General features: G+C 61.5%; 16 protein-coding genes. 11 read left to right on the top strand and 5 right to left on the bottom strand.

The annotated features are described in order from the left end of the window. Window positions 1-252: 252 nt before the first annotated feature. The 5 genes from LPW39_RS21730 to arsH all read left to right on the top strand — a co-directional run bounded on the left by LPW39_RS21730 (window position 253) and on the right by arsH (window position 7,870). The gene (locus tag LPW39_RS21730) at window positions 253-4,734 is read left to right on the top strand and encodes an NACHT domain-containing protein (RefSeq protein ID WP_230780265.1); all 4,482 of its coding nucleotides are present in this window, start codon (window positions 253-255) and stop codon (window positions 4,732-4,734) included. 335 nt (window positions 4,735-5,069) lie between these two features. Beyond that, a complete protein-coding gene (locus tag LPW39_RS21725; protein ID WP_230780262.1) occupies window positions 5,070-5,393 on the top strand; it encodes an ArsR/SmtB family transcription factor in 324 nt (107 codons plus the stop codon). A gap of 27 nt (window positions 5,394-5,420) precedes the next feature. Further along, window positions 5,421-6,710, top strand: coding sequence for an arsenic transporter (locus tag LPW39_RS21720; protein WP_230780259.1), 1,290 nt, complete (start codon window positions 5,421-5,423; stop codon window positions 6,708-6,710). A 25-nt stretch (window positions 6,711-6,735) separates the two neighbouring features. Beyond that, on the top strand, window positions 6,736-7,167 hold the full coding sequence (arsC, locus tag LPW39_RS21715; protein ID WP_230780256.1) for an arsenate reductase (glutaredoxin): 432 nt from the start codon (window positions 6,736-6,738) through the stop codon (window positions 7,165-7,167). Next, entirely contained in the window at window positions 7,154-7,870 is a 717-nt protein-coding gene (gene arsH / locus LPW39_RS21710; protein WP_269075909.1) for an arsenical resistance protein ArsH, read from the top strand. Before arsC ends, arsH begins: the two co-directional genes overlap by 14 nt. Before the next feature lie 452 nt (window positions 7,871-8,322). Here arsH and gyrB read toward each other — a convergent pair whose 3' ends face one another. From gyrB to dnaA, 3 genes are all read right to left on the bottom strand, one after another. Continuing rightward, window positions 8,323-10,899 (bottom strand): DNA topoisomerase (ATP-hydrolyzing) subunit B, encoded by a 2,577-nt coding sequence (gene gyrB, locus LPW39_RS21705; protein ID WP_230780253.1) that lies wholly within the window; start codon window positions 10,897-10,899, stop codon window positions 8,323-8,325. Between the two features lie 119 nt (window positions 10,900-11,018). Further along, window positions 11,019-12,137, bottom strand: coding sequence for a DNA polymerase III subunit beta (gene dnaN, locus LPW39_RS21700; RefSeq protein ID WP_133856196.1), 1,119 nt, complete (start codon window positions 12,135-12,137; stop codon window positions 11,019-11,021). Between the two features lie 129 nt (window positions 12,138-12,266). After that, window positions 12,267-13,805, bottom strand: a complete 1,539-nt coding sequence (dnaA, locus tag LPW39_RS21695; RefSeq protein ID WP_230780250.1) for a chromosomal replication initiator protein DnaA — start codon at window positions 13,803-13,805, stop codon at window positions 12,267-12,269. Window positions 13,806-14,251: 446 nt separating this feature from the next. Between dnaA and rpmH the strand changes: the two genes are divergently transcribed. The 6 genes from rpmH to mnmE all read left to right on the top strand — a co-directional run bounded on the left by rpmH (window position 14,252) and on the right by mnmE (window position 20,269). Continuing rightward, the gene (gene rpmH / locus LPW39_RS21690; protein WP_084635723.1) at window positions 14,252-14,386 is read left to right on the top strand and encodes a 50S ribosomal protein L34; all 135 of its coding nucleotides are present in this window, start codon (window positions 14,252-14,254) and stop codon (window positions 14,384-14,386) included. Between the two features lie 59 nt (window positions 14,387-14,445). Next, complete coding sequence (locus tag LPW39_RS21685; RefSeq protein ID WP_230780233.1) at window positions 14,446-14,928, top strand: ribonuclease P protein component; 483 nt, start codon at window positions 14,446-14,448, stop codon at window positions 14,926-14,928. Then, complete coding sequence (yidD, locus tag LPW39_RS21680) at window positions 14,925-15,209, top strand: membrane protein insertion efficiency factor YidD (RefSeq protein WP_084635722.1); 285 nt, start codon at window positions 14,925-14,927, stop codon at window positions 15,207-15,209. Before LPW39_RS21685 ends, yidD begins: the two co-directional genes overlap by 4 nt. Beyond that, the gene (yidC, locus tag LPW39_RS21675) at window positions 15,206-16,909 is read left to right on the top strand and encodes a membrane protein insertase YidC (protein WP_230780230.1); all 1,704 of its coding nucleotides are present in this window, start codon (window positions 15,206-15,208) and stop codon (window positions 16,907-16,909) included. Before yidD ends, yidC begins: the two co-directional genes overlap by 4 nt. 132 nt (window positions 16,910-17,041) lie before the next feature. Then, on the top strand, window positions 17,042-18,625 hold the full coding sequence (locus tag LPW39_RS21670; RefSeq protein WP_230780227.1) for an ABC transporter substrate-binding protein: 1,584 nt from the start codon (window positions 17,042-17,044) through the stop codon (window positions 18,623-18,625). Between the two features lie 174 nt (window positions 18,626-18,799). Then, window positions 18,800-20,269 (top strand): tRNA uridine-5-carboxymethylaminomethyl(34) synthesis GTPase MnmE, encoded by a 1,470-nt coding sequence (gene mnmE / locus LPW39_RS21665; protein WP_230780225.1) that lies wholly within the window; start codon window positions 18,800-18,802, stop codon window positions 20,267-20,269. Between the two features lie 150 nt (window positions 20,270-20,419). Here the strand turns inward: mnmE and LPW39_RS21660 are convergent, their stop codons facing one another. Together LPW39_RS21660 and LPW39_RS21655 are read right to left on the bottom strand one after the other, a co-directional pair. After that, the gene (locus tag LPW39_RS21660) at window positions 20,420-21,814 is read right to left on the bottom strand and encodes an ATP-binding protein (RefSeq protein WP_230780222.1); all 1,395 of its coding nucleotides are present in this window, start codon (window positions 21,812-21,814) and stop codon (window positions 20,420-20,422) included. 89 nt (window positions 21,815-21,903) lie between these two features. After that, the gene (locus LPW39_RS21655; protein ID WP_230780219.1) at window positions 21,904-22,653 is read right to left on the bottom strand and encodes a response regulator; all 750 of its coding nucleotides are present in this window, start codon (window positions 22,651-22,653) and stop codon (window positions 21,904-21,906) included. Window positions 22,654-22,781 lie beyond the last annotated feature (128 nt).

Here is a 22,781-nt window from a genome sequence, read left to right as displayed (position 1 = left end):
AAGTCTCGTATTAGTGCCTGCTGCATTGGCTTGTCGCAGTTGAACGGCTACTCTTGGTCGATGAATTCTCTCAGCGTCGCGTCCAGCTGGTGGATGCTGATAGCGAAAGTTCACTAACAACTGCATCGCGACCGCGAGTTTCCCTTCTACAGATACTTAGAAAGGCCGGTGCGATTCAGTCCTGTTGAGTCATTTCAAAGGGAGCGGTCCTATGGATACTTGGACGACACCCGAGAACAAAACGGAGGCTGTATGGTATTGAGCTTGGACTTCAAACGTATTCGGGTGCATCGAGGAACGCAGAATAGTGGCTTCGAAGAACTTTGCTGTCAGCTGGCCGCCCTGGAGGACCCGGCGACGGGCTCCCGGTTTCTCCGAAAAGGTCCGGGAGCCGACCAGGGCCTGGAGTGTTACCAGACCTACGCGGACGGGCACGAGGTTGGCTGGCAAGCAAAATACTTCATCCACGGCTTCGACGACGGGCAAGTCGGCGACTTGGCAGACTCGTTTATGCGTGCACTTAGCGCTCATCCGCAGCTGACGACTTTCGTCGTCTGCCTCCCCATCGACCTCCGTGACAACCGGTCTGGTAAGAAGGCCAGCGAGGTTCAGCGCTACGAAAGGTGGCGCCAGAAGAGCATAGAGGATGCAGCCGCCAAAGGCCGCACAATCGTAATCGACCTCTGGAGCGCATCAAGCATCGAGGAGCGTCTTGGGCGCGATGACCCCGCTTACTCTGGACGGGCACGCTACTGGTTCGACACTGTCAGGTTTAGTTCGGCCTGGTTCCGTGACCAGCTTGATGTGCAGCGCCACAACCTAGGTCAGAGATACAACCCTGAGAGTCATGTAGAGCTGCCCATCCAGCAATCCCTGCAGGCGGTGGCACGCAATCCAGAATTGCTTGTAGCGCCTGTGATCTGGGCGGCTGAGATTACGTACAAGATGGACGGCGCGGTCGGTAGCTTGTCTCGCGAAAAGCTGTCGTCTGCTGCTGACCTAGTAAGAAAGGCGTGCGAGCCACTGGTGCAAAGCCTCGGCGCGCCTCCTCCGACATTGGAAGCGCCGGTGCCCCTGAAGAGCTGGGCAAATATAGTAGCCGCGGCCATCGACAGCGTTTCCAATGCCCTGACTGAGGTCGAGGGCAAGGTACCCGAGAAGAGACGCTATATCCCGCGCAAAGACCTGTTCGACCTCTATTCGACGATCGACCGTGTCCGCGAAGAAATCGCCAGCGTGCGATGGCAGCTCATGAACAAGCGCGAGCTAGTCATTTCAGGCCCTGGCGGCATCGGTAAATCGCATCTTATCGCTGACTTCGGACACAGGCAGGTCGAGGCAGGCCGCCCCTTCGTTCTAATCCTCAGCGGAAGCCTGACCGATGGAGACCCCTGGGAACAAATCCGAGGTCAGCTGGACCTAGCCCACGTGACAACCGCCGACTTCCTGGGCGCGTTCGACGCCGCCGCCGAGGCCGCCGGCTGCCGGGCCGTGTTGGCGATAGACGCCCTCAACGAGAGACATGGCATCGCACTGTGGGAGGAACGTCTGCCAGGGTTCATCCGGCTAGTTCAGAAGTTCCCTCGACTGGCCCTGGTGCTGACCGTGCGCAGCACGTACTACCGATTCCTCCCGCTGAAAGATCTAGAATGCGTTGTGCATCCCGGCTTTGCCGGCCATGCCGGCGCTGCAGCAAAGGCCTACTTAGACCGACGCGGCATCGCTCGACCGAGCTCTCCCAACTTAGCGATGGAGTTCGAGAATCCACTGTTCCTTCGGACCTGCTGCGAGTACCTTGACACAAAAGGCCTAAAGCAGTTACCCAAGGGCATGGAAGGCGTCACCTCCATCTTCGACTTCTACCTGACTGCGGTGGCGGACAAGGTCCAGAGGGAGTTGAAGCTCATGCCCGAACTGAAAATTCCACGCAAAGCGCTGGAGCAATTCCTAGAAGCTTGCGCAGCTCATGGTGACGACGGAAGCCTGCCCATGGAAGAAACCATCAAGCTGCTGGAATGCGTTCACAACTCAGGGGGCTACACGGACCGCAGCCTCTTTTCTGCGTTCATGTCAGAGGGCGTTCTCACCCAAGATGTCGAGTGGCAGGCTGGAGGGGGCCATAGAGAAATCGTCAGGTTCACGTTCGAGCGGCTGTCGGACCATCTGCGCGCAAAGCGGCTCATCGGGCAAATCGACCGAGCTGACGTCGAAGGCTCGTTCCACCGAGCACCATTGATTGCCTACTTCGAACCGTTGGAGAGCTGGCAATTTGCGGGAGTCATTGAGGCCCTGGCAGTGCAACTGCCCGAAGTCTTCGGCCTCGAGCTGTTCGATGTGCTGCCGAAGGAAGCCTTCGACGACCCTTCGCTCTGCGACGCTTTCGAGAATTCGCTGGCATGGCGGAATCCCAATGCGTTCACACGCCGAACGGCCAGCTGGGTGGAAAAATTATGCGAGGTCACCGGTCGCTCGGCCTACGGCTTAATGCTTCTGGTCAGTACCGAGCCTGAGAACCTGTTCAACGCCAACTGGCTGCATAAGGACCTGTGGCCGCGCCCGATGCGGCACAGAGACGCGACATGGTCGGTGTTTTTGGCGCAGGACGACTTGGAAGAAGGCGGCGCCCTCGTCTCGCTCATTGACTGGGCCTGGGAGGCCGACGCCAACGAAGTCGATGAGCAGCGCCTATGGCTTGCAGCAGTCACGCTAACCTGGTTTTTATCGACCAGCAACCGCGCAGTGCGCGACCGCGCCACCAAGGCGCTCGTGAACCTGCTTTCTTGCAAGCTCAGTCACGCTGCGGACCTCCTCGACCAGTTCACTGATATCGACGACCCGTACATCACAGAGCGCCTCCTTGCCGCCTGCTATGGTGCTGTGATGCAGGGCATGGACCGAGCCCATTGCGGGATGCTGGCGGCTTCAGTCTGGAAAAGCTACTTTGCCGAAGGCAAGCAGCCGCCGCTGAACCTGATGGCCCGGGACTATGCGTTCGGAGTCCTGCTCTACGCACAGGCCGCAGGCCAGTTGCCGGCGGAGGTTGACCTTGACGCATGCAAGGCTAAGTTTAAGTCAGCCTGGCCACTTGAATCCGTTACGGAAGAGGACCTCGAAAAGTATCGCGTCAGGGGATACGAAGACTCGATTTGCTCCTCCACGAACAAGCACGGTGACTTCGGCAACTACACACTGCGCAGTTGGTTACACGACATCGTTGACGCGCCGCGCACCTTTGTCGGCAATTCCACTAAAGAACTTTTCGAACGCTGGGAAAACGCTCTGATAGACCGGGCGACCGCCGAACAGCAAAAAGCCTACTTTGCGCTTCGTCGGCTGACGGTTGACTACCGCTTCCAGCCGCTGGATCTTTCAATCAACAAAAAGGGTACGGGAAAATCCGACCGCCTCTGGACCGAGGTTAATCTAGCCAACGTGGCTTTCAAGGACACGCTGCCTGAAGATCTGCGCATCGAGTACACAAATTTCGCGGAACATCATCTTCTTGAGTCCACGCGCATGGGAGACGACAACCGGCGCCCTTCGGAACTCGATCGCGGCCCAATTAGGCGGTGGATTTGCGAGCGCGCGCACCAGCTCGGGTGGACCGAGGATCTCTTTGAGAACTTCGAGAGGAGCGGGAGTATCAGTCACGACCGCATGGGCAGGCACCGAGTGGAACGCGTCGGCAAGAAGTACCAGTACATCGCACTCGCTGAAGCGACGGCACGCTTGACGGACAATTTGGCGATGTGCTCGTGGGGAGACGACGGCAAGCTGAGAGCATTCGAGCCAGGCCCACGCGGTCGCGACATGAAGAGAGACCTGGACCCATCCCTCCTTGTTCGAAATACCCTCGAAACCGGCTGGGCGGTGACGCCAGTTACATGGTGGACCCCGTCTACTCCCCGACTGCCGTCTGGAGACATCGAACTGCTCCTCGCATGGGTTCATTCAGAGAGCGACCTGTGCAACGACGTCAGTCAAATCGAGGTGACCAGCCCCGATGGCGAGCGTTGGCTGACGGTCTACGGCTTTCGTCGCTGGACCGTACCGGGGCAGAGCAGGCGCGCACACGCTGACGCTTGGTCACGCGTGATCTGTATGGTCTCCGCTTTAGGCGATGGCCCCCGGCTGGCGAAGGAACTGGTCGGTAGGCACCGTGGCGACGCATCTCGCTTGCGGGAAAGCGGCACCCTGCTCCCGTTTCTGGGAGAGCATGGATGGCGCGACGCACAGCCAATCGAGTTGGAACCGAATATTGCCGTTGGCATTAAGACGCCGTATGCGGGTATCGTGGAGAACCTAAACGCCGAGGGCGGCAATGACAACTCGATCGACGAAGGGTTCGCCCTCTCCCTGCCTTCGTCGGGCGTCATCAAGGCGCTCGACCTGCATCTGCGCAACGGCAAACTGCCAGAGTACGTCGACGTTGGTGGCACCGTGCGATGGCAGGACCCATCACTGCGTTGGCGCGGTTCTGGGGCCGGTGTGGCGTCCCGCGACTACTTCGTGAGCAAGCTTGCAAGCGCGGGGCTGGAACCAGTCTGGGTGCTGGCCGGCGAGAAGAACGTCTACGCAGGCAACGACGTGGGGGTATCCATGGGAGGATTTGGCGGCAGCCTGCATCACACCACCGTCTTCGCCATGGAGGCTGGCGTCCTGAGGTCATTTGGCTCTAAGACTGAGTTCCAAGCGCCGAGCGCAGAACAGCTAAATAAACTGCAGGCACGATAAAGCGCATACAGGCGCAATTTACACCGCCTCCCACCCCCCACATCTAACGTCGAATAAATGCTTTTAGGATCTCATTGAACTTGCAAATTCATGTCCTTGTAGATCGAGGATATCTCCTGAATCAGTAATAGTTGATCCGACCATTTGCACACTCTTGCGAATACCCTACAGGTCAAGCGAGGAGTGGTCTGCGAATGGACCTTGCTCGATGGCAGCTTGCGGCCATTAGCTGCCATTTGATGTGCACCCTTAAAGCGGTCGTCCCATACCCGATAGCAACCCTGCAGCGACATGGGTATAAAACAATAATTCAACATTAGTTGTATTATTGTTAGATGCAAGAATCCCAAGTTATCCGCTCCCTCTCCGCGTTGGCCCATGAAGCACGCCTGCGCGTTTTTCGCGCGTTGGTAGTCGCAGGGCCAGAAGGCCTGACTCCCAGTGCATTGGCTGAGCAGTTGGGTATCGCCCCCAATGCATTGTCGTTTCACCTGAAGGAACTCGCCCATGCTGAGCTCGTGAGTCAGGAGAGACAGGGGCGCAATGTGCTCTATCGCGCTGCATTTCCCGTCATGAATGGTCTGCTCGCATATCTCACCGAGAACTGCTGCCAGGGAGCTGCCTGCACTCCAGATGCCGCGGCTTTGTGCCAGTGCTGAAGCGCTCGTTGCTAGGAACAGTTCACCATGTTGACGGCCATTCTGATTTTCATCTTCACACTGGCGCTGGTCATCTGGCAGCCACGGGGCCTTGGTATTGGATGGAGCGCCTCAATCGGAGCTGCGGTTGCGCTGCTGCTGGGGGTCGTGCACTGGGCTGATATTCCGGTAGTCTGGCATATCGTCTGGAATGCCACGGCGACCTTTGTCGCCATCATCATCACCAGCCTTTTGCTGGATGAGGCCGGTTTTTTTGAGTGGGCAGCTTTGCACTTTGCCCGCTGGGGCGGCGGCAGCGGCGTCAAGCTGTTTGCCTTCATCGTGCTGCTGGGTGCCGCCGTTTCGGCCTTGTTCGCCAATGACGGAGCAGCCCTGATTCTCACACCCATCGTGATGGCCATGCTGGTGGCGCTGGGCTTTTCTCCGGCAGCGACGCTGGCGTTTGTCATGGCTGCCGGGTTTATTGCCGATACGGCAAGCCTGCCGCTGATCGTCTCCAATCTGGTGAATATCGTCTCCGCTGACTTTTTCAAGATCGGCTTCAACGACTACGCATCTGTGATGGTGCCGGTCAATATCGCCTCGGTGCTCGCCAGCCTCTGCGTGCTGCTGCTGTTTTTCCGGCGTGATATCCCTGCCTCTTACGACGTGGCCCAACTCAAACAGCCTTCGGCTGCGATCAAGGATCTTGCTACGTTCCGAGCTGGTTGGGTCGTGCTGGTCTTGCTTTTGGTTGGCTTTTTTGTTCTGGAACCTTTGGGCGTCCCCGTCAGTGCTGTGGCTGCCGTGGGGGCGGCGATCTTGCTAGCTGTGGCCGCTCGTGGTCATGTCATCAGCACCAGGAAGGTCCTCCATGGTGCCCCTTGGCAGATCGTGGTGTTCTCGCTGGGTATGTATCTGGTGGTCTACGGGCTGCGCAACGCGGGCCTCACGGATTACATCGCCGTGTTGCTGAATCAGTTTGCAGCCGGTGGCGTGTGGACCGCATCGCTGGGCACGGGCGTGTTGTCTGCTGTGCTGTCCTCCATCATGAACAACATGCCCACGGTGCTGATCGGTGCCTTGTCCATCGATGCATCCACGGCCAGCGGGGCAGTCAAGGAGGCCATGGTGTACGCCAATGTGATTGGCTGCGATCTCGGTCCCAAGATCACGCCAATTGGCAGCTTGGCCACGTTGCTGTGGCTGCATGTGCTTGCCAAGAAAGGCACAACGATTGGCTGGGGCTACTACTTCAGAGTCGGTGCAGTGCTGACCATGCCTGTGCTTCTCATCACCCTTGCTGCCCTGGCCTTGAGGCTCAGCGTGGCGTCATGAATCTATGCAACGGAAATCTAGCGCTATGAGTGACATCACGATTTATCACAATCCTGCTTGCGGTACCTCCCGCAATGTTCTGGCCCTGATCCGCAACAGTGGAGAGGATCCCACGGTCATTGAGTACCTCAAGACGCCGCCTGATCGCGCCACGCTGGTGGGCCTGATTCAAGCCATGGGCATACCAGTGCGCGATGTGTTGCGTCAAAAAGGTACGCCGTATGACGAGCTTGGCTTGGGCGGGCCCAAATGGACAGACGAGCAATTGATTGACTTCATGCTCCAGCACCCCATCCTGATCAATAGGCCGATAGTGGTCACCCCTCTAGGAACCTGCTTGTGCCGACCCTCGGAGGCCGTGCTGGACATCCTGCCGATGCCGCAACAGGCCGCAATCTCCAAAGAAGACGGAGAAGCCGTCATTGACTCGAAAGGAAATCGAATTGGCAAGCTCTGATCTACCGAATCTCGACGAACAAGTCTTTGAAAAGCCCAGCCTGGAAGGTTTGTTGCCCGCTCAACGTGCTGCGCACCCACCACGCATTTTGTTGCTATATGGCTCGGTTCGTGACCGCTCTTACAGCCGTCTGCTGACCGAAGAAGCGGCACGACTGCTGCGCAAGATGGGGGCAGAGACCAGAATCTTCGATCCGCGTGGCCTGCCGCAGCCGGATGGAGCACCTGACAATCACCCGAAGGTCAAAGAACTGCGCGAGTTGGCTCTATGGGCCGAGGGCATGGTCTGGACGTCTCCTGAGCGCCATGGTGCGATGAGCAGTATTCTCAAAGCACAGATCGACTGGCTCCCTTTGTCCGTTGGCGCGGTGCGACCCACGCAAGGCAAGACACTGGCGGTGATGCAGGTCTCTGGCGGCTCGCAGTCCTTCAATGCCGTCAACCAGATGCGTGTGCTAGGTCGCTGGATGCGCATGATCACCATCCCCAATCAGTCATCCGTTGCCAAGGCGTTTGCGGAGTTCGATGAGGCTGGCCGGATGAAGCCTTCTTCGTATTACGAACGTGTGGTGGATGTGATGGAAGAGCTGGTCAAGTTCACACTGCTGACGCGAGATTGCGCGGACTACCTGGTGGATCGCTATAGCGAGCGCCGTGAAAGCGCCGAAGAATTGTCCAAGCGGGTCAACCAACGCAGTATCTAGGCGATATGGCAGGTAGGCCTCGCATTTTTGTGAAAACTCAGTAGCTGCTTCTCTTCTTTCTGAGAGGCGGCAATGGGTCGACAGCACTCATTCGCGGGCCGAGATAGCGGACTTCCAGCTTCCCCTGTGATGGCCTGTGAGCGAGAGGCCGCTGCGAACCTGAAAATAGTCATTGGAGAAGTGACTGTTTAGCGCTGTGAAAGAGCGCTATGACTAGGTGAGCGGTAGTTCACCCAGCTGCAATCAGCGGCTGCAACCGCTGCAAATCTGCCATAGAAGAAGGTATAAAAAAAGAGCCCGGATGAATCCGGGCTCTTTTTGCTGGCTATGCCAGGAGTCTTCATTTAACGCCTAAAAGTAGGTGAGTCGTTTGGTTTGTGGCATCCAGTCGCAAAATTGTGTCGCGAGTCGCAAACAATACGGCGCCCTACGCAACGCTGTTGGGTCGCCCATCACACATCAATATTCCCCGCCCGCAACGCATTGGTCTCGATAAAGTCGCGGCGTGGTTCGACCTCGTCGCCCATCAGCATCGTGAAGACGCGGTCGGCTTCGATGGCGTCGCCGACCTTGACTTGCAGCAGGCTGCGGACTTCGGGGTCCATCGTGGTTTCCCAGAGCTGCTCGGGGTTCATCTCGCCCAGGCCCTTGTAGCGCTGGCGGGCGGTGGTGCGTTCGGCTTCGCTGATGAGCCATTGCATGGCCTGGCGGAAGTCGGTGACTTTCTCCATCTTGGCTTTCTCGCCTTCGCCCCGGGTGACCTTGGCGCCTTCGGAAAGCAGGCCGTGGAAGTTCTGGGCTTCGGCGGCCAGTGCGGCGTAGTCCTGGCCTTCGACAAACTCCTGCGTCAGGATGGAGCTCTTGATGTTGCCGTGGTGGTGGCGGCTGATGCGCAGGATCGGCTTTTCGGTGTGCGGGTCGAGCTCACCGGTCACCTCGGCGGGCACGCCGGTGGTGGTCAGCTCGCGCAGCTTGGCTTCCAACACGGGGGCGCAGACCATGGCGTCGTCCAGCGTGTCGAGGCGGATCTGCACGCCGTCGGCGATGGCGCGCAGCGCTTCGGCATCCAGGTAGGACGAGAGGCGCTCGATGACGGTTTCTGCCGCCAGGTGCATGGCCGCCAGGCGGCTGAGCTCTTCACCATCGATGTTGCGCGGGTTGGCGCCGCCGGTGCTGACGCTGGCGCCTTGCAGGGCCACGCGCAGCAGGAACTGGTTCAGCGCAGGGCCGTCCTTCAGGTACAGCTCTTCCTTGCCGTTCTTGACCTTGTACAGCGGTGGCTGCGCGATGTAGATGTGGCCGGCCTCGACCAGGTCAGGCATCTGGCGGTAGAAGAAGGTCAGCAGCAGGGTGCGGATGTGGGCGCCGTCGACGTCCGCATCGGTCATGATGATGATGCGGTGGTAGCGCAGCTTGGCGAGGTTGTAGTCATCGCTGCTGCTCTTGCCCGAGTCTTCGCTCACCTTGCCGATACCGGTGCCCAGCGCGGTGATCAGGGTGACGATTTCGCTGCTGGAGAGCAGTTTCTCGTAGCGGGCTTTTTCCACGTTCAGGATCTTGCCGCGCAGCGGCAGGATGGCCTGGAACTTGCGATCACGGCCTTGCTTGGCCGAGCCCCCTGCGGAGTCACCCTCGACGATGTAGATTTCAGACAGCGCCGGGTCTTTTTCCTGGCAGTCGGCCAGCTTGCCGGGCAGGCCCATGCCGTCGAGCACGCCTTTGCGGCGCGTCATTTCACGGGCCTTGCGGGCGGCTTCACGGGCGCGGGCAGCTTCGACGATCTTGTTGCAGATGATCTTGGCGTCGTTGGGCTTTTCTTCCAGGTACTCGGTCAGCAGCTTGCCGACGATGTCTTCAACCGGCGCGCGCACTTCGCTGGAGACCAGCTTGTCCTTGGTCTGGCTGCTGAACTTGGGCTCAGGCACCTTGACGCTAAGCACCGCGCACAGGCCTTCGCGCATGTCGTCTCCGGTGACTTCGACCTTGGCCTTCTTGGCCAGGTCATGGTCGGCGATGTACTTGCCGATGACCCGGGTCATCGCCGCGCGCAGGCCGGTCAAATGGGTGCCACCATCGCGCTGGGGGATGTTGTTGGTGAAGCAGAGCACCTGCTCGTTGTAGCCGTCGTTCCACTGCATGGCCACTTCAACACCGATCTCGGTGCCGGGGATGCCGCCATAGGTTTCGGCCGGGCGGCTGCCTTCGGCGTGGAACACGGTGGGGTGCAGCACTTTCTTGGTGCCGTTGATGAACTCGACAAAGCCCTGCACGCCGCCGGCGCCGGAGAAGTCGTCTTCCTTGCCATCGCGCTCGTCTTTGAGGCGGATGCGCACGCCATTGTTCAGGAAGGACAGCTCGCGCAGGCGCTTGGCCAGCACTTCGTAGCGGAACTCGTAGTTTTCCTTGAAGATTTCCTGGTCGGGCAGGAAGTGCACTTCTGTGCCGCGCTTTTCGGTCGCGCCAACGATGCGCATCGGCGAGACTTCGACGCCTCCGATGACTTCGATCAGGCGGTTTTGCACAAAGCCGCGTGAGAAGTCGATCTGGTGCACCTGGCCTTCGCGGCGCACGATGAGCTTGAGCTTGATGGACAGCGCGTTCACGCAGGATACGCCCACGCCGTGCAGACCGCCCGAGACCTTGTAGCTGTTCTGGTTGAACTTGCCGCCAGCGTGCAGCTCGGTCAGCGCGATTTCAGCGGCCGAGCGCTTGGGCTCGTGCTTGTCGTCCATCTTCACGCCGGTGGGAATGCCGCGGCCGTTGTCCACCACCGACAGCGAGCCGTCGGCATGGATGGTCACCAGGATGTCGTCGCAATAGCCGGCCAGGGCCTCGTCGATGGAGTTGTCCACCACTTCGAACACGAGGTGGTGCAGGCCGGTGCCGTCCGAGGTATCGCCGATGTACATGCCCGGGCGTTTGCGCACAGCCTCCAGCCCTTCCAGGATCTGGATGGCGCCTTCGCCATAGCCGCCGGCATCGGGGCCTGGCGTGCTGGGGGATTGTTCCGGCTGGTTTTCTGCGGTCATGAAGCTGCCTTGGTACTGCACTGGCAGGGCGCGGCGCCCTGCCATGTCTTTGAATCAAATAAATCTCGGTCCTGCGCCGGCCTGCATCTGCCAGCCGGCGCATGGGTCGTGTCCGTCGCTTACATGCGCATCGGCATGACCACGTACTTGAAGGTGTCGTTTTCCGGGTTGGTGATCAGCGCCGAGTTGTTGTTGTCGGCAAAGTCGATGCGCACCATGTCCTGGCCCATGTTGGAGAGCACATCGATCAGGTAGGTGACGTTGAAGCCGACTTCGACAGCCGGGCCGCCGTAGTCGATGTCCAGCTCGTCCACAGCCTCTTCCTGCTCGGCGTTGTTGGCCGCAATGCGCAGGGTGCCGGGCTCGATCGTCAGTCGCACACCCTTGAACTTGTCGCTGGTCATGATGGCCGTGCGCTGCATGCTGGCCAGCAGTGGCGCGCGGCCCAGGGTGATGCTGTTGGGGTGGTTGCGCGGGATGACGCGGTTGTAGTCAGGGAACTTGCCCTCGACCAGCTTGGTGACGAACTCCATGCCGGCAAAGGTGAAGCGCGCCTGGTTGCTGGCGAACTGCATCTCGATGACGGGCTGGTTGTCGCCGCTGGCATCAGACAACAGGCGCTGGAGTTCCAGCACGGTCTTGCGCGGCAGAATCACTTCCTGCTTGGGCACTTCCACATCCAGGGTGGCGCTGGCAAAGGCCAGGCGGTGGCCGTCGGTGGCCACCAGGCTCAGGGTGTTGCCTTCGGCCACGAACAGGATGCCGTTCAGGTAGTAACGGATGTCCTGCACGGCCATCGCAAACGAGACCTGACTCATCAGGTCCTTGAGCACCTTTTGCGGCACGCTGAACACGGGGCCGAAGGAGGGCGCCTCCTGCACCAGCGGGAAGTCTTCCGCAGGCAGGGTTTGCAGGGTGAAGCGGCTCTTGCCACCCTTGAGGATCATCTTGGACTGCTGCGTCTCCAGGCTCACGGTCTGGTCGCTGGGCATGGTCTTCAGAATGTCGATCAGCTTGCGGGCGCCCACGGTGGTGGTGAAGTCACCCATGTCACCGCCCAGCTCGGCCGTGGTGCGGATCTGGATTTCCAGATCGCTGGTGGTCAGCTGCAGGGCATTGCCGGTCTTGCGGATCAGCACATTGGCCAGAATCGGCAAAGTGTGGCGCCGCTCGACAATACCGGCGACCGACTGCAGTACTGCGATGACTTTGTCTTGTGTGGCCTTCAGAACAATCATTTCAACCTCTTGTCAAATTGCGGTGTTGTTGTGGACGGCAGTTGTGCACGGAGCCCCCTCTGCACCTGTCCCATTTGCCATTGTGCCTGCGGCGCGCAGGCAATTGGCGAAATCAAAAAATTCCATCGGCTAGCCCTTGAGGGTCTGCTCCAGCACGTGCAATTGCTGGTTCAACTCGGTCAATTGCTGGCGTTCGCCACCGATCTTGCGCACGGCGTGCAGCACGGTGGTGTGGTCGCGGCCGCCAAACAGCTCGCCAATCTCGGGCAGGCTTTTCTGGGTCAGCTCCTTGGCCAGGTACATGGCAATCTGGCGCGGGCGAGCAATGCTGGCCGGGCGCTTCTTGCTGTACATGTCGGCGACCTTGATCTTGTAGTAGTCCGCGACGGTCTTCTGGATGTTCTCCACGCTGATCTGGCGGTTCTGGATCGACAGCAGATCGCGCAGCGCCTCACGCGCCAGCTGGATGGAGATTTCCTTCTGGTTGAAGCGTGAGTAGGCGAGGATCTTGCGCAGCGCGCCTTCGAGCTCGCGCACATTGGAGCGCACGTTCTTGGCGACGAAGAAGGCCACTTCCTCGGGCATCTCGGTGCCTTCGACGCGCGATTTGTTGATCAGAATCGCGACGCGCATCTCCAGCTCGGGCGGCTCGATGGCCACGGTCAGGCCGGAGTCAAAGCGCGAGACCAGGCGTTCGTGGATGTTGGCCAGACCCTTGGGATAGGTGTCGGACGTCATCACGATGTGGCTCTTCTTGGCCAGCAGCGCTTCGAAGGCGTTGAAGAATTCTTCCTGCGTGCGGTCCTTGTTGGCAAAAAACTGCACATCGTCGATCAGCAGCAGATCGAGCGAGTGGTAGCGCTCCTTGAACTCGTCAAAGGTGCGGCGCTGGTAGGACTTGACCACATCCGAGACGAACTGCTCGGCATGGATGTAGAGAACTTTGGCGTCCGGGTTGTCGGCCAGCAGCTTGTTGCCCACGGCATGCACCAAGTGGGTCTTACCCAGACCGACGCCGCCGTAGATGAACAAGGGGTTGTACAGATGGCCGGGCGAGGCCGCCACGTGCATGGCCGCCGAGCGTGCCATGCGGTTGGCGGTACCTTCGACCAAAGTGTCGAACGTGAGCACCGGGTTCAGGCGGTTGCGGAAGTTGCCACTGGCATTGCCAGTATCGCCCTCGGCGCTGCCGGACTGGCCCTGTGGTGCCGGGCTGGCGTCGCTGATCTGGATGCTGTTGCGGTACTGCTCGGCCGCATTGGCGGCAGCCTGGCCGGGGTTGCGGCTGGCAGGCCCGTAGGAGGGCCCCAGGCCCATGCCCGACGAAGTACCGCTGCCTTGCGCGGATGCGGCGAGCGCGCCACCGCTGCGCACAGGCGGGCGCACAACGGTGCGCACGGCAGCATCGCGCTGGGCAATCGCCAACTCGATGGCCACGGGTTGTCCGTAGGTTTCTTCCAGCATGGCGGCCAGGCGGCCGGTGTATTGGGCGCGAATCCAGTCAAGCTTGAAACGGTTGGCCACATAGAGCGTGACCTTGGACAAGTCGTCCGACACGACAGCGGTCAGCGGCTTGATCCAGGTGTTGAACTGTTGCTCGGGCATTTCTTGGGCGAGTTGCTCTACAACTGCACGCCACAAACCTTGGCCCAGGCTGGCTTCATCCATTGTTATCCCACGGAAAGATTCATCCCCCACGCTGTTGTTGTTGTGGATAAGGGGGAAGGTTGATCGGCCGCCTATTGTAGCTTGTGCAAAAGTTATCCACACAACGGACTTGTCTGCACAAACCCCACGCTCGGGTTTCCTTGATGGGCTGGCGGCCGACTTGGCAAAAGTCTGCGCATATTACAGAAAAAACCGACGACAAAGCCAAGTAATTGCCAAGGACAGTAAACACTGCGATAATTTGCGGTTTCCCTGCATGTCAGGGCGAATTTTACGCGCGTGTCCGCCGCGCTGGCAGTCTGGCTTTCGCCATTGCCATGGGGGTGGTCCGCACTATTTCACCGGTGTTGCGCTTGAGCAGGGCTTGAGCTTGGTTGCCTTTGTGTTCATTCATTTGGGCACAAGCAGCCAACAAACCGGAACCAAGCCTCTCTAGGAATTGCATCATGAAACGTACTTACCAACCTTCCAAAGTCCGCCGCGCCCGTACCCACGGTTTCCTCGTCCGCATGAAGACCAAGGGTGGCCGCGCTGTTATCAACGCACGCCGCGCCAAGGGCCGCAAGCGTCTGGGCCTGTAAGGCCAGCAGGGTGACAGGCACCTCTCGGGTGCCAGGTAGTGCACCAGTGGATGACACTTATGCATCGCCTTAAGACTCGCCCTCAGTTCCAAGCCGCCATGGCAGGCGGCACCATCGCCCGTACGGCGCACTTTGCGCTGCACAGGCTGGTTTTGCCTGCCAACGCCTCGGGCAGCGATGCTGCCCCATCAGGGCCTGGTGACCAACCTGCCAAGGTTGTGCCACCGGCTCTTTTTGCGTTTGAGGCGACCTGGTTGGGTGCCATGGTGCCCAAGCGCTGGGCACGCCGTGCGGTTACGCGCAATGCCATCAAGCGGCAGATCTATGCTGTTGCTGCGCTGCATGAAGCGCAGCTGCCGGTGGCCGCCCACGTGGTGCGCCTGCGCAGCACCTTTGACCGCAAGCAATTCATCAGCCCCAGCTCCGACGTGCTCAAGCAGGCGGTGCGGGCCGAGCTGATGCAGCTGTTTGCCCGGGCGCACAAGAACAGCCTGCCCGCCAAAGCCGAGCGCAACGAGGGCGCCAAGGCGCTTAGCGTATGATGCAACGCTTGCTCATGGGTTTGGTGCGCGGCTACCGGCTGCTGCTGAGCCCTTGGCTAGGTTCTGCCTGCCGGTTCGAGCCCACGTGCTCTGCCTATTCATTGCAGGCGCTGGAACAGCACGGTGCTGCCATGGGCAGCTATTTGACGGTGCGCCGCCTGGTGCGCTGCCATCCCTGGTGCGAGGGCGGCCATGACCCGGTCCCCGCGCATCCGCGCTGGTTCAGTCGTCTGGTGACTCCCGCCGATTCATCCTCTTCCCCCTCTGAGAAGTCTTCATGAACGATATTCGCCGCACCATCTTGTGGGTGATATTTGGTTTCTCCCTGGTCCTGCTCTGGGACAAGTGGCAAATCCACAATGGTCGCAAACCCACATTCTTCCCCACACCTGAGGTGACGGCCCAGGCGCCTGCAGATGCAGTCAGCACCGACAACGGTCTGCCCACTGCCAGCGCCGCCAGCCCTGCGGCCCCTGCAAACGCCAGCAACGTGCCCGGCACGGCAGGCGCTGATGCTGCAGCCCCCGCTGCTGCACGCGAGAAGCTGACTGTGGCCTCCGACCTGCTGCGCCTGACCTTCGACAGCGAAGGCGCATCGCTGGTGGGTGCCGAGCTGCTCAAGTACGCCGACCAGGACGACAAGACCAAGCCCGTGAAGCTGCTTGACGAGAGCGCCAACCGCGTTTACGTGGCACAGACCGGTCTGATCGGTGGCAACTTCCCGACCCACAAGACGGCGATGACCCTCAAGCCCGGTCCGCGCGAGCTGGCCGAAGGCCAGAACGAGCTGAGCGTGGTGTTCGAGTCGCCGGATCTGGGCGGCGTCAAGCTGGTCAAGACCTGGACCCTCAAGCGCGGCGACTACGCGATTGGCCTGAAGCAAGAGGTGGTGAACACCGGCTCTGCCGCAGTCAACCCCCAGCTGTACCTGCAGCTGACGCGTGACGGCAACAAGCCGCCAGGCGAATCCTCGTTCTACTCCACTTTCACCGGCCCAGCCGTCTACACCGAAGCCAAGAAGTACCACAAGGTCGACTTCAAGGACATCGAAAACGGCAAGACCGACAGTGTGGACAAGGCAGCCGACAACGGCTACGTGGCCATGGTGCAGCACTACTTTGCCAGCGCCTGGCTGCTGCCCCAGGGCACGCAGCGCGACATCTATGTGCGCAAGGCCGGCACCAACCTGTACTCGGTGGGCGAGATCACCCACCTGGGCGAGATTGCTCCCGGCCAGAGCAAGTCCATCGATGCGCGCCTGTTCGTGGGCCCGCAGATCGAAAAGACCCTGGAAGCCATCGCTCCCGGTCTGGAACTGGTCAAGGACTACGGCTGGGTGACGATTCTGGCCAAGCCGCTGTACTGGCTGCTTGACAAGCTGCACGGCTTCATCGGCAACTGGGGCTGGTCGATTGTGGCGCTGGTGCTGCTGCTGAAGATTGCGTTCTACTGGCTCAATGCCAAGGCCTATTCGTCGATGGCCAAGATGAAGGCGATCAACCCCCGCATCATGGAGATGCGTGAGCGCCTCAAGGACAAGCCCCAGCAAATGCAGCAGGAGATGATGCGCATCTACCGCGAAGAGAAGGTCAACCCCATGGGCGGTTGCTTCCCGATCGTGATCCAGATCCCCGTGTTCATCGCGCTGTACTGGGTGCTGCTGTCGTCGGTGGAAATCCGCAATGCGCCTTGGATCGGCTGGATCCATGACCTGTCGGTGCCCGATCCGTTCTTCATCCTGCCGGTGCTGATGACCCTGTCGTCGCTGCTGCAGACGGCGCTGAACCCCGCACCACCCGATCCGATGCAAGCCAAGATGATGTGGATCATGCCGCTGATGTTCAGCGTGATGTTCTTCTTCTTCCCGGCCGGTCTGGTGCTGTACTGGCTGACCAACAACTTGCTGTCGATTGCCCAGCAGTGGATCATCAATACCCGCATGGGTGTGCCACCGCAGTTCAATCTGCCAAAGTTCAAGTAGCCGGCATTTGTCAATGCAGGGATTGCCTAGGCGGGCATTCCCGGATACTCCTCCCAAACGGTCGCATTAGCGACCGTTTTTTCGTTAGCATGACTTGTTTGAAAATGTGTTCAACAAACTAGGGGTTGAGGTATGGCGAAAGTATCGGTTTTTCGGCCTGGCGCGCTGGCGCTGGCAGTGTTGATCTGTGCAGGCGCAGCCCAGGCGGCTACTTTGCGCTGGGCAGGTGCCAACGACATCCTGACCCTGGATCCCCACGCACAGAACCACCAGACCACCCATGCTTTCCTGCAGCAGGTCTATGAGCCCCTGGTGCGCTATGGCAAGGACTTTCAGCTGGAACCAGCACTGGCCACCAAGTGGACCGAAGTGAGCCCCACCCAGTGGCGCTTCGAGCTGCGCAAAGGCGTCAAATTCCACGACGGCGCACCCTTCACCGCCGATGATGTGGTCTTCTCGCTGACCCGCATCATGACCCCGCCATCGAACATGATGAGCGCCACGCAGAGCATCAAGGAAGTCAAGAAGGTCGATGACTTCACCGTGGATCTGATCCTCAAAGGCCCCAACCCCATCCTGCTGCGCGAGCTGACCGAAGCACGCATCATGAACAAGGCCTGGGCCGAGAAGAACAATGCCGTCAAGACCCAGGACTATGCCGGCAAGGAAGAAAGCTACTCCAGCCGCAACACCAACGGCACGGGCTCCTTCATCGCCGTCAGCTGGCAGCCCGATGTGAAGCTGACCCTGAAGAAGAACGCTGCCTGGTGGGACAAGCCCACCGGCAATGTGGACGAGATCGTCTTCACCCCCATCAAGTCGGCCGCCACCCGCACCGCTGCGCTGATCTCCAACCAGGTCGACTTCATGGTCGACCCACCACCGCAAGACCAGGAGCGCATCAAAAAGACCGCCGAGCTGAAGCTGCTCGAAGGCACCGAGAACCGCACCATCTACCTGGGCTTGGACGTGTTCCGCGACGAGCTGCCAGGTGCTGGCACCCCGGGCAAGAACCCGATGAAGGATGTGCGCGTGCGCAAGGCCATGTACATGGCCATCGACACCGAAGGCCTGCACAAGCGCACGATGCGCGGTATGTCGATCACTGCGGGCACCATGGTCGCGCCGATGGTGCACGGCTGGAGCAAGGAGCTCGAAGAGCGTGCTGCCAAGTATGACGTCGAAGGCGCCAAGAAGCTGCTGGCCGAAGCGGGCTACCCCAGCGGCTTCAACCTCAAGCTCGAATGCCCGAACGACCGCTATGTGAATGACGAGGCCATCTGCCAGGCCGTCACCGCCATGTGGACCCGCATCGGCATCAAGACCAGCCTGCAGGCCACGCCAATGGCCCAGTTTGTGACCCGCGTGATGAACTCCGACCCGAACGCCTACCTGTTCGGCTGGGGCGTGGCGACCTTTGATGCGCTCTACTCGCTGGACGCGCTGATCCACAGCAAGGGCGCAGCGGGCGGCGGCGTCTACAACGGCGGCCGCATTGCCGACAAGGAGCTGGATGCCAAGATCGACGCGCTGAAGACCGAGACCGACACGGCCAAGCGCGATGCCTTGATGAATGACGCGTTGAAGATGGCCAAGGACAACTTCTACACGATCCCCGTGCACCACCAGATCTTCCCCTGGGCCATGCGCAAGGGCATCGAGACCGTCTACCGCGCCGATGCACGCCCCATCCCCGCCTGGACCACGGTCAAGTAAGCAGCCGCTGCTGGATCCCACTACCCCAAAGCCTGCGCCAGCAGGCTTTTTTCCATGGGCGTTTCAGGGGGCACCTGGGCGGGCACCGGGCCGTCCAATAGCCTGCGGTGCAGGCGGCTGGCGCAGCCGCCCGATAATGTGGGCCTTGCCCCCACTAGCGCCAGAGACCTGCCCATGCTTGCCCGCCACCACGATCCGATTGTTGCCATTGCCACTGCCCCCGGGCGCGGAGCGGTGGGCATTGTGCGCGTGTCGGGCAAGGCGATTGCGCCGCTGGTCGAACGCCTTTGCGGCAAGGCATTGAAGCCGCGCGAGGCCAGCTACCTGCCGTTCAAGGCGGCAGACGGCCAGGCCATCGACCAGGGGCTGGCCTTGTACTTCCCCGCGCCGCACAGCTACACCGGTGAGGACGTGCTCGAGCTGCAGGCCCACGGCGGCCCCGTGGTGCTGCAGCTGCTGCTGGCCCGCTGCCTGGAGGCCGCACAGGCAGAGGCCGACAGCGGCAAGCCGCTGCTGCCCGGCCTGCGCCTGGCCGAGCCGGGGGAGTTCACCGAGCGCGCTTTTCTGAACGACAAGATCGACCTGGCCCAGGCCGAGGCGATTGCCGACCTGATCGATGCCAGCACCGAGGCGGCGGCACGCAGCGCCAGCCGCTCGCTAACGGGCGCCTTCTCGCAAGAGGTGCACCGCCTGCGCGATGCGCTGGTGCACCTGCGCATGCTGGTCGAGGCCACGCTGGATTTCCCTGAAGAGGAAATCGACTTTCTGCAAAAGGCCGATGCCTATGGCCAGCTGGACCAGCTGCGCGCCACCGTGCAGGCCGTCATGCAGCGCACCCGCCAGGGCGCCTTGCTGCGCGAGGGCATCAAGGTGGTCATTGCCGGGCAGCCCAATGCCGGCAAAAGCTCGTTGCTCAACGCGCTGGCTGGCGCCGAGCTGGCCATCGTCACCCCCATTGCCGGCACCACACGCGACAAGGTCGCGCAGACCATCCAGATCGAAGGCGTGCCCCTGCATGTGATCGATACCGCCGGCCTGCGTGAGAGCAGCGACGAGGTCGAGCGCATCGGCATTGCCCGCGCCTGGGAAGAAATCGCCGCCGCCGATGCCGTGCTGTTTCTGCACGACCTGACCCGCATGGCCGAGCCCGACTATGCCGAGGCCGACTGCCAGATCGCCGCCACCTTGCAGCAGCAACTGCCTGCCACCGTGCCGGTGCTGCAGGTCTGGAACAAGGCCGATGCCCTGACCCCCGACGAGGCCCGCCGCCAAAGCGCTGAATCCGCCAAGCAGTTCAGTACCGCTGCGGCCGCTGGCCCGGCGGGCGAGCAGGCCCCGCTGGTGCTGTCGGCCAAAACGGGCGATGGCCTCGACACCCTGCGCCAACAACTGCTGGCCATGGCCGGCTGGCAGCCCGCCGCCGAAGGCACCTACATCGCCCGCGCCCGCCATGTGCAGGCGCTGCAACAGGTCGAAGAGCACCTGGACATCGCCCATGCCCAGCTGCATGTCGACAGCCCCGCGCTCGACCTGCTGGCTGAGGAGCTGCGCCTGGCCCAGCAGTCGTTGAATGCGATCACCGGTGAGTTCACATCGGATGATTTGCTGGGGGTGATTTTTTCGAGTTTTTGTATTGGGAAGTGATGCGAGACTCTGGCGCGTGCGCAGCGGCAGTGCGCATCTAGGTAATCTCTACGCCCGTTCGGAGTTATCCGGAAATTCCGGATAACTCGGCATGCGCGGCCATGCCCAACGTATTGGGTTCTGCTGAGCTTTCGGCAGACGGTCACCGGGCTACGTGTAAGAACGGCTGTCGTTCGTAGCGGCAGCCTCCCCCCGAGGCAACACCAGCACCGCCTCCAACCCACCCCCATCCGCCGCGCGCAACAGCAGCTCCCCACCATGGGCCTGTGCCACCGTCTGCGCAATCGACAGCCCCAGCCCGACCCCGCCGGAGTCGGCATTGCGGGAGTGTTCCATGCGGTAGAAGGGCTCCAGCACCCGTTCCATCTGCGCGGCGGGGATGCCCGGGCCGTGGTCGCGCACGTGGATGCGCAGTTGTTGGTCATCGTCGTCGATGTGCAGCTGCGCATCGCCGGCATAGCGCAGCGCGTTTTCCACCAGGTTCTGCAGGCCCCGGCGCAGGCTTTGGGCGTAGCCGGTGTAGGGTTGCAGCGCCTGCCCACTGACGGGGACCGGCAGGCCGCTGGATTCGTGCATGTCTTGTGCCACGCCATGCACCAGCGCATGGATGTCCATGGTCTGGCGCGGGCCGCTGGCGTGGGCACCGGTGAGCATGTCGAGGGTGGAGGCGACCATGTGCTCCATCTCTTCCAGGTCCTTGCGGAACTTGGCGCGCAGCGCATCGGGCTCCAGCATTTCAGCGCGCAGGCGCAGCCGGGTGATGGGGGAGCGCAGGTCATGCGATACGGCGGCCAGGAAGCGGGTGCGCTCGGCCAGACCTTCGTTGATTTTTTGCTGCATGGCGTTGAAGGCCTGAGCCGCCTGCTGCACTTCGCGCGGGCCCCGCGCATCCATCGGTGGGCTATGCAGGTTGCGGCCCAGTGCCTCGGCGGCGGCGGCCAGGCGCTGCAGGGGGCGCATGGCCAGGCGCACGGCCACCAGGGCCACGGCCACAATCACCAGGCTGCGCAGCAGGTAGACGCGCAGCACATAGTCGGCCAGCGCCTGCAAGGGCTGCACCGGCTGGCCGATTTCCCCTTCCTGCGCATCGATCTGGAGCCAGGGGCCGTCCTGCAGTTGCAGCAGCAGGCGTACATGGGCTTCGGGTTTGGCGGCCAGCAGCACGGGGCTGCGGGGGCCGTCGGTGCTGCGCTCGCCCAGCAGCGCCAACTGCTGCAATTGCAGCGGCACGGGCTGGCCCAGGCGCTCGCGCACCACCTCGGCCATCAAGGCCTGGGCTTCGGGATAGGGCGAGGTCTGCGTGGCATCGGGTGCATCGACCAACCGCAACTGGTAGCGGCTGCCTTGCCACTGCGCCAGCAGCGCGGCACGCTGCTCGGGCGGGCTGGCTTGCAGCAGGGCCAGCGTATCGGCGCTGCGTGCCGCCACCAGGCGCAAGGGCACATCCAGCAGCTGGCTGCGGCGCATTTCCCACCAGATGGTGCCGGTCATTGCCTGGGCGGCCAGCATGCCGATGACCAGGATGGCAGCGATGCGGCCAGACAATGTTTGTGGCCATAGCCGCGCCAACCACCACAACCAACTGGGAAGCCAGCGGCCGGTGCGATGCGTGGCGGGGGTGTCGGGGGCGGTGCTCACGCCAGCGTCTCGACCTCGCAGGCAAGTACATAGCCGGCATTGCGCACGGTGCGCAGCAGCTGGGCCTGGCGTGGCTGGGGCTCCAGGTGCTGGCGCAGGCGGCTGATGCAGACATCGACGGCGCGGTCCAGCGCCTGGCGCTCGCGGCCAAATGTGTATTCGGCCAGGTAGTCGCGGCTCAGGGTGCGCTGCGGGTTTTGCGCCAGCGCGCAGAGCACGCGGTAGTCCGATTGGGCCAGGCTGATCAGCAGGCCGTTGGGGTCATGCAGGCTGCGGCTTTGCATGTTCAAGGTCCAGCCGGCAAAGCGCAAGGTGGCCAGGTGCTCGGGCTCGTGCATCGATGCCGGCACCTGGCGCGTGCGCCGCAGCACGCCGGTGATGCGGGCCAGCAGTTCGCGCGGGTCAAAGGGCTTGGGCAGGTAGTCGTCGGCCCCCATCTCCAGCCCCAGGATGCGGTCCATCAGCGCGCCACGTGCCGTCAGCATCACCACGGCGATGGGGGTGCGCTCGCGCAGGCTGCGGCACAGCGCCAAGCCATCGACGCCGGGCAGCATCAGGTCCAGCACCACCAGGTCGGCACTGTGGCGGGCCAGCCAGTCCCACATGCCCTGGCCATCGGGCACGGCAGCCGCCTGCATGCCCTGGGCACGCAGGTAGTCGCAGAGCAGCTCGCGGATCTCGGGGTCGTCATCGACCACCAGGATGCGGGCCTTGCCGGGCAGGCTGGCGGGGGGCGGCGAGGTCACGGTTTTCTCCGGATAAGTAATGGATTGTGTTGGAGGGCGGGGCGAAAACATGGCATTGCAAATCAGGCGGGCGGTGGCGGCTGGGCCGCTGCGGCGCTGATTAGAGTGGCGGCTCACTGATCAATAAG

It is taken from the genome of Comamonas koreensis, assembly GCF_021026195.1.
GTDB lineage: Bacteria > Pseudomonadota > Gammaproteobacteria > Burkholderiales > Burkholderiaceae_C > Comamonas > Comamonas koreensis.
The sequence above is the reverse complement of the archived record's forward strand: the minus strand, read 5'-3'. Positions and strand labels throughout refer to the sequence as shown.

Coding starts and splice junctions, on each gene's coding strand:
- LPW39_RS21730 (WP_230780265.1), top strand. CDS start 253: ATGGTATTGAGCTTGGACTTCAAACGTATTCGGGTGCATCGAGGAACG.
- LPW39_RS21725 (WP_230780262.1), top strand. CDS start 5,070: ATGCAAGAATCCCAAGTTATCCGCTCCCTCTCCGCGTTGGCCCATGAA.
- LPW39_RS21720 (WP_230780259.1), top strand. CDS start 5,421: ATGTTGACGGCCATTCTGATTTTCATCTTCACACTGGCGCTGGTCATC.
- arsC (WP_230780256.1), top strand. CDS start 6,736: ATGAGTGACATCACGATTTATCACAATCCTGCTTGCGGTACCTCCCGC.
- gyrB (WP_230780253.1), bottom strand. CDS start 10,899: ATGACCGCAGAAAACCAGCCGGAACAATCCCCCAGCACGCCAGGCCCC.
- dnaN (WP_133856196.1), bottom strand. CDS start 12,137: ATGATTGTTCTGAAGGCCACACAAGACAAAGTCATCGCAGTACTGCAG.
- dnaA (WP_230780250.1), bottom strand. CDS start 13,805: ATGGATGAAGCCAGCCTGGGCCAAGGTTTGTGGCGTGCAGTTGTAGAG.
- rpmH (WP_084635723.1), top strand. CDS start 14,252: ATGAAACGTACTTACCAACCTTCCAAAGTCCGCCGCGCCCGTACCCAC.
- LPW39_RS21685 (WP_230780233.1), top strand. CDS start 14,446: ATGCATCGCCTTAAGACTCGCCCTCAGTTCCAAGCCGCCATGGCAGGC.
- yidD (WP_084635722.1), top strand. CDS start 14,925: ATGATGCAACGCTTGCTCATGGGTTTGGTGCGCGGCTACCGGCTGCTG.
- yidC (WP_230780230.1), top strand. CDS start 15,206: ATGAACGATATTCGCCGCACCATCTTGTGGGTGATATTTGGTTTCTCC.
- LPW39_RS21670 (WP_230780227.1), top strand. CDS start 17,042: ATGGCGAAAGTATCGGTTTTTCGGCCTGGCGCGCTGGCGCTGGCAGTG.
- mnmE (WP_230780225.1), top strand. CDS start 18,800: ATGCTTGCCCGCCACCACGATCCGATTGTTGCCATTGCCACTGCCCCC.